11 protein-coding genes are annotated in these 12,836 nt (G+C 44.0%); 9 read left to right on the top strand and 2 right to left on the bottom strand.

Annotated features, from left to right (window positions below; translation table 11 throughout):
* Positions 1–410 precede the first annotated feature (410 nt).
* The 4 genes from V7K49_RS06885 (at position 411) to V7K49_RS06870 (ending at position 2,814) form a co-directional block, all read left to right on the top strand.
* Positions 411–725 (top strand): DUF2605 domain-containing protein, encoded by a 315-nt coding sequence (locus V7K49_RS06885; RefSeq protein ID WP_335204975.1) that lies wholly within the window; start codon positions 411–413, stop codon positions 723–725.
* Between the two features lie 319 nt (positions 726–1,044).
* On the top strand, positions 1,045–1,374 hold the full coding sequence (locus tag V7K49_RS06880; protein WP_298914881.1) for a DUF2973 domain-containing protein: 330 nt from the start codon (positions 1,045–1,047) through the stop codon (positions 1,372–1,374).
* Between the two features lie 420 nt (positions 1,375–1,794).
* The gene (locus V7K49_RS06875) at positions 1,795–1,968 is read left to right on the top strand and encodes a hypothetical protein (RefSeq protein ID WP_335204974.1); all 174 of its coding nucleotides are present in this window, start codon (positions 1,795–1,797) and stop codon (positions 1,966–1,968) included.
* Positions 1,969–2,154: 186 nt separating this feature from the next.
* Positions 2,155–2,814, top strand: a complete 660-nt coding sequence (locus V7K49_RS06870; protein WP_335204973.1) for a hypothetical protein — start codon at positions 2,155–2,157, stop codon at positions 2,812–2,814.
* Between the two features lie 122 nt (positions 2,815–2,936).
* Here the strand turns inward: V7K49_RS06870 and V7K49_RS06865 are convergent, their stop codons facing one another.
* The gene (locus tag V7K49_RS06865) at positions 2,937–5,228 is read right to left on the bottom strand and encodes an amylo-alpha-1,6-glucosidase (RefSeq protein WP_335204972.1); all 2,292 of its coding nucleotides are present in this window, start codon (positions 5,226–5,228) and stop codon (positions 2,937–2,939) included.
* Between the two features lie 581 nt (positions 5,229–5,809).
* On the opposite strand from V7K49_RS06865, the gene V7K49_RS06860 reads away from it, so the two are divergent.
* The 4 genes from V7K49_RS06860 (at position 5,810) to trpE (ending at position 10,475) form a co-directional block, all read left to right on the top strand.
* The gene (locus V7K49_RS06860; protein ID WP_334869147.1) at positions 5,810–6,004 is read left to right on the top strand and encodes a hypothetical protein; all 195 of its coding nucleotides are present in this window, start codon (positions 5,810–5,812) and stop codon (positions 6,002–6,004) included.
* A 209-nt stretch (positions 6,005–6,213) separates the two neighbouring features.
* Positions 6,214–8,229, top strand: a complete 2,016-nt coding sequence (locus tag V7K49_RS06855) for a DICT sensory domain-containing protein (RefSeq protein WP_334869149.1) — start codon at positions 6,214–6,216, stop codon at positions 8,227–8,229.
* A 204-nt stretch (positions 8,230–8,433) separates the two neighbouring features.
* Entirely contained in the window at positions 8,434–8,862 is a 429-nt protein-coding gene (locus V7K49_RS06850; protein WP_334869151.1) for a photosystem I reaction center subunit II PsaD, read from the top strand.
* Between the two features lie 98 nt (positions 8,863–8,960).
* Positions 8,961–10,475, top strand: coding sequence for an anthranilate synthase component I (trpE, locus tag V7K49_RS06845; RefSeq protein WP_335204971.1), 1,515 nt, complete (start codon positions 8,961–8,963; stop codon positions 10,473–10,475).
* 344 nt (positions 10,476–10,819) lie between these two features.
* On the opposite strand, the gene V7K49_RS06840 is transcribed toward trpE, so the two are convergent.
* The gene (locus V7K49_RS06840) at positions 10,820–11,572 is read right to left on the bottom strand and encodes an SDR family NAD(P)-dependent oxidoreductase (protein ID WP_335204970.1); all 753 of its coding nucleotides are present in this window, start codon (positions 11,570–11,572) and stop codon (positions 10,820–10,822) included.
* A gap of 388 nt (positions 11,573–11,960) precedes the next feature.
* Here V7K49_RS06840 and V7K49_RS06835 point away from each other — a divergent pair, with 388 nt between their 5' ends.
* Entirely contained in the window at positions 11,961–12,725 is a 765-nt protein-coding gene (locus tag V7K49_RS06835; protein ID WP_335204969.1) for an ABC transporter ATP-binding protein, read from the top strand.
* Positions 12,726–12,836 lie beyond the last annotated feature (111 nt).

The following is a 12,836-nucleotide window of genomic DNA, read 5'->3' as shown; positions in this document are numbered from 1 at the left end:
TGGCGAAGTGATTACAAAAGGTGATTTATCTGAATCTGTAGGCTTATTCAACTATAACGACTTTGATTTTTGCCAGTTCGGCTTTCTCTTCCAACTACTGAATTAATTTCTCATCGGGGATGAAGATAAATTGGGGATGAAGATAAATTTTTGATGGGTTAGCTGAGTGTCAAACTCAGGATTCCAGGCGATCGCTAAATTATCTGATGAATTGCAACTCGGTGTCAGCTATACCTATAGATGCCTTTCCAAAGGAAGTGTACAAACCCGATATCAACACTATATAATAAGTTATGTGTTCTTTGTTACACATTTTTACATCTTTTGAATTATGAGAGAAATAATAAAAATGTTAAGAAACATAAAGAACGTTAATATTAGTAAGCAAGTTGGAAATATAGTTCTCATTTATGTCAAACTCAAATGTACCAGGGCCTGAGTTGCTGAAAACGGTTTTAGAACCTCTGCTAGAAGATTTTCAGCATTGGTTTACGCGATCGCGCCATTTACTCGAAACTGAGCAGCTATCATTTCTGAGTGACCAAGAGCAATCTGACTTGCTCTTGCGGGTTAAGCAAGCGCAAGACGAACTAAATACGGCGAAGATGCTATTTACTGCAACTGATAAACAAGTCGGGATTGATATGGCAACGATAATGCCTTGGCATCAACTAGTAACAGAATGCTGGAATGTGGCAATGCGCTTCCGTCAAGGGCGTGCATGAAGTCTAAGCAGCAGATGGGAGCATTTGCTAAATTTTGGCAGACTACTTAGCGATGTGTAACGACAAAATGCTAGATCAGTCGTTAAAGAGATAGTAAAAAAATCTTAACAATTTCTTAACATTATTTGGATTAACAAAATAATGTATCCTATGTTACCGTAAGTTGGATAACGGTTGACAAATAGCTCCATATAAATGTAAGCGCACATAAAAGAGCGCGTTAAATACTCGTCCTAACTGTGAGTCACAGTATCGGCAAAGCAAAGCGTTACAAAATCAAAATAAAGTTTTAAAAATTCCTGTCTTGGAGGAAAATCTAATGTTACACCTGCTTTACATTCTTGCTTTTACAATCCTTGCATTTATAGCTGTTGGCAACTTAATTCGTAACCTGATCATGTTCAGTTTTGATCGGGATAGAACTTACCCGACGAATTCCTCGGCAATGAATAATCAAGGCAACTATGGTTATTATTCATCAAAAAAACAGTTTGTACCCCATCCAGAGTTATTAGATAGCGCGGGCAACTTAATTAAAGAGCCACTTTTGGTAATGCGTTCGATTAACGTTGAAGATGCGCGTCAACATCTCGATGCACTTTACGAAGCATCCCCAGGACATAAGAGAGAAAATTCAGAGGAAGCGTAAAAGTTAGAGTACTCCAAGTAAAAAAATGCCCAATTGTCATTGCGAATGGAGCGAAGCGTAATAAAGCAATCGCAAAGACTTTGAGATTGCTTTGCTACACTTCGTTTCACTCGCAATGACGGTTTTTGGCTTATTTATTTTTTGTAACACTCTTAGGAGTCAGGAGTGATTCGAGGCGATTGTACTGGCATAAAAATCACTCCACTAATTTCTTAATAATTATCGATGAGGCACTACTTTTGGTGATCTCTGTTATTACGTCAAACTGCTACGAGGTGATTAGTTAGGAAATCAGTTTTAAGCTATTAGTTCACGTTATAAAGCCAAGTCAACTTCAAAGATTGATCGAATATTTGCGTCCTAATTCTTATTTTCGCTCATATCTTAGATTGTAATGGAGTTTGGACGGAAGGTACTAGAATGCCCACGGGAAAAGATATTCAGATCACTATTCGCTCAATAATTGATGAGGCGCGTTCTACTGCAAGAGAGTTGCTTAACGAGATGGAGAGTCAAGACTTGTCAGTAGAACGATATTTAATGAAGGCTAAGAAGCTTGCCCGTTTACAGAGGGACTCTGACGCACAAAAATGACTAGATTTTGAGCTTAAAGGCTATCCTGACAACTTTTCATTTTCAGAACTTGGTACATGTGTAAGATATGCAGAATCCGGAGGACGTTTAACTGATAAAAAGTATTGGAAGATTAGTTTGCCTTCGTTGGAAGCTCGTTGTAGAGCAGATGAAGCAACCCTATCCAGTTTCAATGCAAATCAACCCTTGGCTGTAGCAGAAAACTTCGTTGTCGCAAGAGCTACAGCAGAATTGATGTCAAAGCAGGCTAATTTACTCGATAGCATAAAGTCAGCATATCAGCAGAATGCGTCGCTACTCTCTGCCCTTAAAGGTTCTATTCATAGTTATGCTACAGAATGTTTTATAGCTATTGAGTTCAGCGATGTTGCACAAGATATTTTTGAGCAAGCCCGTGAGGATGTTGATATTTTTATCCGAGCCAAGTGTCCTGAAGCTGCGGAGAAATTAGTTGCAATAAATGAGCGTATGAGAGAAGACGATGCCGAATCAAGATCAGCTGCATTAACTTCTTGTCGTCGCCTTTTGATGTCTGTAGCAAATGCAATTTTTTCTGCATCTGAGGATAGCTATGTAGATGGAAAAGGTAAAAGTAGAAAAGTAGGTCAAGAGCAGTATAAAAATAGGATAGTTGCTTTTTTGGAGCAAAGGCTTCAAAGTCAAAGCACAACAGCAATTCTAAGTTCAGAAATTGAACATTTAGCGGCAAGATTAGATGTTGTTTATGAGAAGGCTTGCAAAGGTGTTCACGAGAATGTGACTATCGAGGAAGCGCGTCTAGCCGTTATTCAAACTTATTTGATGATCGCTGAGATTGCAAGATTCGATGCTGAAACGGTGGCATAACAACCTAGTCCATCTGACAGGCGAAAGCCGCTACTGTCAATGTAGGCGTTATATGCCGTCGAGTGATCGCATCGCACCAAGCATAAAATAGGAAGTGGTGAATTACCCACTCCCTACTCTTTCTAAGCTTCAATAACTACCCGAAGATTACCCCGTTTTCTGGCAACGCGACAAGCAGTCGTAGTTCCAGAACGCTCGAATTCTAAATCGAGGATGGTGGGGCCGACTCGCAAATTATGAAAGGACAGGCGATTAATCGATTCTGGTAAAGCGGGGTCGATTATTCGCAAGCAGTTATTTTGAGCGTCAGGCACCAAGTTAACCATCATTTGCAGCAGTTGGAAGATACTACCAGTAGCCCAAGCTTGGGGAGTACAGGCAACTGGATACTGCACAGGGGCATTATCACCGTTCCGTTCGTAGCCGCAGAAAAGTTCTGGAGGACGTTGGTAAGGCTGCCGACTAGTCATGTCGAATAAACCTTGGAAAAGTTCTAGGGCTTGATCGATTAGACCAAGCGATCGCAATCCCATTGCAATCAGAGCGTTATCATGGGGCCAAACTGAACCAATGTGATACCCCATTGGATTGTAGGCAGGTGACAAACTACTCAGGGTACGAATGCCCCAACCATTAAACATATCTGGTGCCCGCAAGCGTTCTGCTACACTATAGGCTTTTTCGGGTGTGAACAGGCCCAAATGTAGACAATGACCTGGATTTGAGGTAATACTGTCTACAGGCTTGCCATCTCCATCCAAAGCTAAGGCGCAGAAATCTTGGTCTTCCACCCAAAAATCTCGATTAAAACGAACCTTAAGACTTCTAGCTTCTTCTAGCCAACGATCTGCCAAATCAAGCCGCTTCTTCATCTTAGCTATTTCTGCTAGGCGCATTTTTGCAGCATAGACATAAGCTTGCACCTCACAAAGGGCAATTGGGCCATTGGCTAATTCTCCCTTGTGGTCTACAATACAGTCGCCAGAATCTTTCCAACCTTGGTTAACAAGACCGCGTTTGGATTTACGGAAGTAACTGAGGTAGCTGGTTTGTTTGGTATTGCGATCGATCCACTCCATTGCTGCTAGAGCATTTGGCCAAAGTTGCTCTAAAAGTTCTTGATCATGAGTCCAAGCATAATGTTCGGCATACAGCATCAGCCATAGCGGAGTGGCATCAACTGTACCGTAATAAGGTGTATGGGGAATTTCTTGACAACGAGCCATTTCTCCCAAACGTAACTCGTGCAAAATCTTACCCGGTTCTTCTTCGCGCCATTCGTCGTCGATTTGACCTTGGTATGTCGCCAGTAGTATCAGGGTTTCCTTGGCGATTTGCGAGTTTAACATCAGGGTTTGGGAAGCTGTAATCAGCGAATCCCGCCCAAATAGTGTAGAAAACCACGGCACTCCAGCAGAAACAGTCTTATGCTTACCAAAAGACTGGCGCAACAAATACATATCTTGTTCAGCCCGCTCAATCACTCGATTGAAGGTATTCTTATCTGAGCTAATGCGTGTAATTTGCTGTACCCAGTTTTGCTTCTCCATAAACTCAGCAGCTTTCGCCTGTCCTAAGGTGAAAGCTGCGCTCACGGTTGAACTGGACTGGTTGTTTTTCAACATATTCACTCGGTAGCCCAGCTTTTGAGTTTCGTGAGAAGCCAACTCTAGCTGCCAAACCGCAGTGTAACCCTTGAAATAGTTTGGTTGTCGCTGCTGAAATAGAATACGGGATTCCATCACCGACCCATCCAGACCTTGATAGGCGAGTGTTAAGGATTCTTCCCTAAAAGTTGGTGGCTCTTTGGGTATAGGCAAAACGCCATCGATGAGAGAAAATGTTCCTTCTTCAGCTGTCGGTTCCGCTAAACGTAAAAGCCTACCTCGTTTTTCTCTGTCATAGCCCCGGACTTCAAATAAATCAAGAAAATCTGCATCAAAGCTGATGCTTAGTTCAAAACTGACGATAGTTGTGCTGTAGTTAGATATCTCTATTTCTTCAAATAGTGCCCCATTCAGCACGATTTCCCGGCGAATTCCTACAGTGTCGGCTTTCAGGCGTTCGTCGATTCTGGGGTTGGTACACAAAACTGAGAGTGAAAACCCTTTCTCAGCAGTACTACTGAGGAGTACAGGCGATCGCCCTTCAATTTGCAACTCCAAACGATTGAGAAATCTCGTATCACAACAAAACAGTCCCATGCTGGGATTACCATCGTTGAGGGAACAGCCAGAAATGTTCCCGATAGTATCTGTTACAAAAAATAAATCATCATCTTTTACCGTCAGTGTCGGTTGTGGCCTTTGACTCACAACACATGGCCACTCCGGGATCGGTAATTGTTCGGCAGGAATAAAAGTTTTTCCATCCAGGAAAATTTTTTCCGTGGTCATTAGCGTATCCGGTGTCATTAGTCAAAGTTCCGTGTACAGGTCTAGATTTTTGTGGTCTTTTGAGTAGAGGTCGCTGACGCTCACAACTTCCGAAAAAAATCTGCTCTCTAAAACTCGTTTGAGCTATTCTAGCCAAAGTAATCCTTACATACTGTTGACAAAATAGCAGCGCTCAAATCCATATAAGTAAATTTTGAGAAATTTATATTTTATAAGTCTAAAGTCAAGACTGAAAACTGAGGATTTTGAGATAATTCATTAGTCATTCAACTTTCTCAAGACACAAGACATATAGTATACTCAGCAAAAGGCGAAATTTACAGTTTTTGTTAGATGTAGAGAGCATTTGTTCTCTACTATTATACGATTTTGTCTTAAATATCTTTGGTATTTGATTAGACAAATTTATGATAAAGAATTAATTGATTAAATTTAATCACTAATTATGGATTAAATTATGTGAATGTAGCAGTAATGTTTTTTGGGTAAGAAAATTTCTTTAGTGAGCATAAATCAATGTAGGTAAAGTCGCGTGGACTATCAATCAATGATCAGTGGTTAGTAGTAATTAATTATTTGGTACTTAGCGCTGAAAGATTTTGCCTGTACAAGCAGATGGCAAAGCTGGTCGAGAATGTATATTGGGCATAGTAGCGGATGATTTGAAACATCTTTTTCACCTCATTCCACTGCCTGATGGCGTGGGATTTCAGGGTCATTGGATGATTGGGCATTGGAAAAAACCATGCCCCATGCCCCATGCCCCAAGTCGAGCGGTTGATTCCACCCCTTGAAGAGATGGACTACAAGCCGACTTTCTGTAAATGAAGCTGTACGCGCTCCTGCTAGTTAGTAACAAAGTGTTGCGTTTACGTTGGTGAAAAGTGCTTTTTAGCGTTCTTTACATATTGCAACTAGTCTATTTAACTTGAAAGCCCCTTGTAATTTGTACAATGCAGCTGTGACGTGGATCTTGTTGAGATTGGGCGTTAAACGATAATTCATGAGCATTTCAACTTCTGTGCTGAGTGATCTGCTAAAGTCCCTACCCTACTTGCGGTCCCAGCTATATTTCAAGGCTTCACTAACGGCGCTCTCCCACGCGATGGAAGATCAAGTTTTGGCTGGGACTTTAGCCCAACCCCTTGTAATTGCTAGTTTCCAGCGAGAGCGATTCTACCGCCAAGAAGCTCATCGCTACCAGCGACTAGCCTTACGAAGTAATCAAGTATACGTATTATCTGCTCCAGAAACTGATTTTACCAATTTTACCAATAGTTCAGAACACTACGAAAGGGTAGCTTTTGAGCCAAATGATGGCTTAAGCCAAGAGTGGCATTTGATAGTGATTGCTGACAATTACGCGACTTGTCTGGTTTGCCGGGAAAGCCTTGGTTCTATTGCCAAAAACAAGCAACTACCGGAACTAAGCCCGAATCTGGATATAGACGCAGCGCGAAGATTTGAGGGGATTTGGACATCGGAAAGGGGAGTTAGCCTCAAAGCAGCCGAATTGCTCTTAGACAGGATTTTGGTTTACAGACCTGAACTAGCAAGCAAAATTGAGGAGGGATGCCAAAGGTTTGGCATCAAAGAGCCGCGAAGCTACTCTGGAGCAGAACAGATCAACGAATATGCTTGTGACATCGATACTGATCCCTTTGTGCAGCGCTTACTAACTTATTTGCAAGCTAGCCAGTATAAATTGCACAAAGCCTACCGTTCAATTGCTGCTCAAGCACGTAAAGAACGATTAGTCAATACGATTAGCACTGCCATTCGGCGATCGCTCGATCCTCACGAAGTTCTCCAGGTGGCGGCACAAGAATTAGGACAACACCTAGAAGCTTGTCGCTGTCTAATTTACCGCGCTCAAGCCACAGATAGCCAAGCCATAATAGAACACGAGTTTTTGACTCCTGGTGTTTTATCTGTTCGTGGGCAAACCTGGGAGTTAGAGAAAAATTCTCTATTTCAGGACATAGTGGAACAAGGCGAAGGTCTTTGTGTAAGCGATACGCTGATTGACTCTCGCGTTACCGATTCACCGGGACTTTCCTTGATTGCCAAAAAGTTTGCCATTCGTTCTTGGCTGATGGAACCAGTATTTTATCAGGGGCGATTATTGGGCATCGTGGAGTTGCACTACTGCCGAATGCCACCGCACGAGTGCCAACCTGGGGAATTGGATTTGGTAAAAGCGATCGCTACCCAAGTGGGAGCAGCTCTCATCCAAGCGGAAGCTTACGCCAACCTAGAAGAACTTAACCAGCAGCTAGAAGCCCTAGACCGCACCCGCAGTAACCTCATAGCCATTACCGGGCACGAACTGCGTACCCCCCTATCCACAATTCAAGTGTGCCTGGAAAGTCTTGCTAGTGAGCCGGATATGCCCTTGGAGTTGCAGCAGATCATGCTCAACACTGCTCTTTCCGACTCAGAGCGGATGCGAAAACTGGTACAAGATTTCCTCACACTTTCCAACTTAGAAAGCGGTCGGGTGGAATGGCATCCAGAATCCCTCAGTTTACAAGAGTGTGTGGATTTATCACTTAGCCAAAATCGCACGCGTTCCTCAACGGAAAAGCCGCCCAAAATCAAAACTCAAATTGCCCAAAACTTACCTTTGGTTAGAGCTGATGGTGATTGGCTGGTAGAGGTACTGGCAAAACTCATAGACAATGCTTGTAAATTTACACCACCCCAAGGAGAAATCACTATTAAAGCAGTTCACAACAATCAAATGATCGAGGTGACTGTAGCTGACACTGGACGCGGCATTGAACCGAATCGTTTAGAAGTAGTTTTTGACCGCTTCTATCAAGAAGAGGGAGCGCTACGCCGCACCACTGGCGGAACTGGACTTGGTTTAGCGATTTGCCGTCAAATTGTTAATGGCTGGGGTGGGGAAATTTGGGCAGAGTCAACTGGCAAAGACCAGGGTAGTCAGTTTCACTTCACCATCCCGATTGTTCAGAATAGCTATGAGGAAAAGCGGACAAAAGTCAAGAGTAAATAGTATTGGGCATTGGGCACTTGTACTGAGCGTACCCCTGCGGGGAAGCAAGCTACGCGTAGCGTCTCGTAGAGAAGTATGGGGCATTGGTTTTTGACTAATGACAAATGACTAAAAGACTAAAAACTGTTACAGTCTATGACGCGATCGCAATATGATCCTGGTTGCGGTGTTAGGATTCCCTAAAAACGTTGAGAGAATATTTATATGGCAGAAAAAACACTCTCTGGACAAACCCCGCTATTTGCTGGCAGCACTGGTGGCTTGCTCAGAAAAGCAGAAGTGGAAGAAAAGTACGCTATCACTTGGACTAGCCCGAAAGAGCAAGTATTTGAATTGCCTACAGGTGGTGCCGCTATTATGCGGAAAGGTGAAAACCTGCTGTATATAGCTCGTAAAGAATATGGCATCGCTTTGGGCGGTCAGAAACTCCGGAAACTCAAAATTACAGATTACAAAATTTACCGGATTTTACCCAATGGAGAAACCACTTTAATTCACCCAGCTGATGGTGAATTCCCCGAAAAGGTGAAGCAAGGTCGTGACATAGTGCGTTATGTAGACCGTCGGATCGGAGAAAACCCCAGTCCCGCTAAACTTAAGTTTAGCGGTGTTTATACCTACGACGCTCCATAACTAGCTTTAGTGGCTAATGGGTAATTAGTAATGGATAATTGGTAATAAAAAGAATTACCTATTACCCATTACCAATTACCAATTACCTTTTAAAAATAATGATTTTTCCGGATTTCTCCCAGTTTTGCATCCTAGCGCAACAAGGCAACTTCGTCCCGGTATATCAAGAATGGGTAGCAGACCTAGATACGCCAGTATCTGCTTGGTATAAAGTCTGTGCAGGTCAGCCCTATAGCTTTTTGTTGGAATCGATAGAAGGCGGAGAAAAACTAGGACGCTATAGTTTAGTGGGCTGTGATCCGGTTTGGGTTTTGGAAGCAAGGGGCGATCGCACGACACAGACAAACCGCGATGGTTCGCAGGTCGTTTTTGCAGGCGACCCTTTTACAGCTTTAGCCGAATGTTTAGCACCTTATAACCCAGTTAAGTTACCACAGCTACCGCCAGGAATTGGCGGGTTATTTGGGTTTTGGGGCTATGAATTAATTCGCTGGATTGAGCCGCGCGTGCCAATTTATCCACCAGATGAGCGAAATATTCCTGATGGGTTGTGGATGCAGGTAGACCACTTATTGATTTTTGACCAGGTAAAGCGGAAAATTTGGGCGATCGCTTATGCTGATTTACGTGACCCCAAAGTAGATTTAAAAGCAGCATATCAACAAGCTGGCGATCGCGTCACCCAAATGCTCGAAAAGCTATCTTTACCCTTATCGCCGCAAAAAACCAGATTGGAATGGAAACCGCCTGGAAGTCGCGTATCTGGAGGAGCAGAGGAATACACCAGCAACTTCACCCGCCCTGATTTTTGTGCCAGCGTCCAAAAAGCAAAAGAACATATTAAAGCAGGCGATATCTTCCAAGTAGTAATTTCCCAGCGACTATCAACACCATACACAGGCGACCCCTTTGCCCTTTACCGCTCCCTACGTCAGATAAATCCTTCGCCTTACATGGCTTACTTTAACTTCCAAGATTGGCAAATCATCGGTTCCAGTCCCGAAGTGATGGTGAAAGCTGAAACTGATCCACATGGTGGAGTGATAGCAACGGTACGTCCGATTGCAGGAACGCGTCCACGAGGTAAAACCATTAATGAAGATGCAGCCTTCGCTAAGGATTTACTCGAAGATCCTAAAGAAATTGCCGAACATGTAATGCTTGTTGATTTAGGGCGGAATGATTTGGGGCGTGTTTGTGAAAGTGGTAGCGTCAAAGTTGACGAATTAATGGTAGTTGAGCGCTACTCCCATGTGATGCACATTGTTAGCAATGTTGTGGGTAAATTAGCATTTGGTAAAACAGCATGGGATTTACTGAAAGCTTCCTTCCCAGCAGGTACGGTAAGCGGCGCACCCAAGATTAGGGCGATGGAAATTATCCACGAGTTAGAGTCTAGTCGGCGGGGTGTTTATTCCGGTGTGTATGGATATTACGATTTTGAAGGACAATTAAATACTGCGATCGCAATTCGCACAATGGTAGTGCATGATAATACGGTGAGTGTACAAGCCGGCGCAGGTTTAGTGGCTGATTCTGAGCCAGAGAAAGAATACGAAGAGACGCTGAATAAAGCTAGAGGTCTATTAGAGGCGATTCGTTGTTTGCGTTGAACTTAGGGACTCAGGACTGGGAAATTTGTTCCAAAATATGTTTGGGGTCAAAGCAAATTGCATAATTTTTCCGCTCTTTACGCAATCTCTAGTCCCTTTTACTTTCGCCTATAATTAATTGCACACTGGTTTTTGTTGGTTAATTGTAAAACCAGACTTAATACAAGTACAGTAAGAGTTCGATTTGCTGTATGAGAATCCAGACTAGACTTTAAAAGTTGATATACTAATATTCTTCTATTTTGAATTACATAGGTTTAACTTTGAAGTGCAAGATGTTTGGAAACAATTTGTACTAATTCTAGTTTTGCAGACTCAGCCCAACAAGAAAGAATCTGCGATCGCTACTGCGCGGTGTAGCCGCCGTCCATCAGGTGGAAACTGCCGGTGACGAAGGAGGCACGCTCCGACAAGAAGAAGCTGACCATATCCGCGACTTCCTCGGTCCGTGCGAGGCGACCTAAAGGGTGCGAGGCGGCCATCTGCGCCCGCGCTTCCTCCGGCAATTCGCGCATATTGGGCGTGTCAACATAGCCCGGTCCGATTGCGATCACCCGGATACCTTGGCTGGCATATTCCAGTGCTGCCGCCTTCGTCAGTCCGATGATACCGTGCTTCGCGGCGACGTAGGGACCGATACCAGCGACCCCGACTGCGCCAGCAGCCGACGACATGTTGACGATTGCCCCGCCGCCGCTTTGGATCATTGCCGGAATCTCGTATTTCAGTCCGAAGAAGATGCCGCCGAGATTGGCCGCAATCACGCGATGCCACCATTCGATTTCATAGTCGGCGGTGCTGATCTCGTGTGGTCCAGTGAAGCCGGCATTGTTGACCGCCATGTGCAACCCACCGAAGCGCTCCACCGTCCCGGCCACCATTGCTTCGACGGCACGATGATCGGATACGTCTGTCTCGATGACGTATGCACGCTTGCCAGACGAATCCAGCCGCCCGGCCACTTCATGCGCCCGGGCGACGTCGATGTCCGCAAGGATAATTTTTGCACCATTTTCGTACAGCTTGACGGCAATGGCTTCACCGAGACCGGTCGCCGCGCCGGTGACTATGGCTACTTTGTCTACAAACTCGGACACTGGTTTATCCTCCTTGTCTTTCGGTCATCCCCTCAAGCATGAGCGGCCTAACTCTTATCTATGCAGATATTCTTTGTTTAAGATTCCTTCTTAGGATTTAGACTATAAAGTATTTTGACATACTCCCCCAATTAAATTGGGGGGATTGGTAGGGTCGAGAGAAGTTATTGCTAACCTCCGCCTCCCATCCGAAACCGTGTGTGCGAGATGAGAGAAAAGTATCTGCATCGTCGTCAATACCTGATTCTCTCCAGCAACTTTCATGATCAATTTCTCTGGTAGGGTAGTCGTTAGAAAATGGTAAGCGTTTATATTCAGAGCGACAGTAGTTACTATAGTGACAACTGGTAAGCTACTCTCTTCCCAGTCCAAGATTACCTATTTCCTTATGACAAACACTATTTCAATTACCAATTCCCTGGTTCCTAATCCTGTACCGAAACCAGGAATCATTCGACTAGAAAACATTTTCAAGATTTATGGTAGTGGCGAAACAGAAGTACGAGCGCTGAATGATGTCAACCTAATTGTGGAACAGGGCGAATATTGTGCAATCATGGGGGTCTCAGGTTCTGGTAAATCCACAGCCATGAATATTATCGGTTGTTTAGACCGTCCCACAGGCGGACGTTATTACTTAGATAACCTCGATGTAGCTCAAATGGACGAGCGCTCATTGGCACACATCCGTAATAAAAAACTGGGGTTTGTGTTCCAACAATTCCACCTATTGCCCCAACTAACAGCTTTAGAAAATGTGATGTTGCCGATGGTGTATGCTAATGTCAACCCAAAAGAAAGAAGCGATCGCGCAACAGTTGCACTGACAAGAGTCGGTTTAGCAAATCGCCTCAACAACAAACCAACTCAACTATCTGGTGGACAACAACAACGAGTAGCGATCGCTCGGGCGATCGTTAACCGTCCTGTGGTACTCTTAGCCGATGAACCCACAGGTGCCCTTGATACGCGCACAACCGAAGAAGTGTTAGACATCTTTAGGGAACTCAATGTCAGTGGAATCACCGTTGTCATGGTAACTCATGAACCAGAAGTTGCTCGTCAAACCCAGCGCATCGTTTGGTTCCGTGATGGTCAAGTGGTACACTCCAATCTCACACCTTCTGACTTGAATCAGCTTGCTGTGTCATAAATTTTTAATTTGCTGACTTCAACATCGATCAAATTCTGTGCTGCAATGGTGACATCCAAACGCGATCTCGAAAATGTTGATTGGGAGGAGATGAAAGCTACACTCAGTTAA

Source organism: Nostoc sp., from assembly GCF_036919675.1.
In the GTDB taxonomy this organism is placed as follows: Bacteria; Cyanobacteriota; Cyanobacteriia; order Cyanobacteriales; family Nostocaceae; genus Nostoc.
Note: the sequence above shows the minus strand (reverse complement) of the source record. Positions and strands in the feature narration are given on the sequence as shown.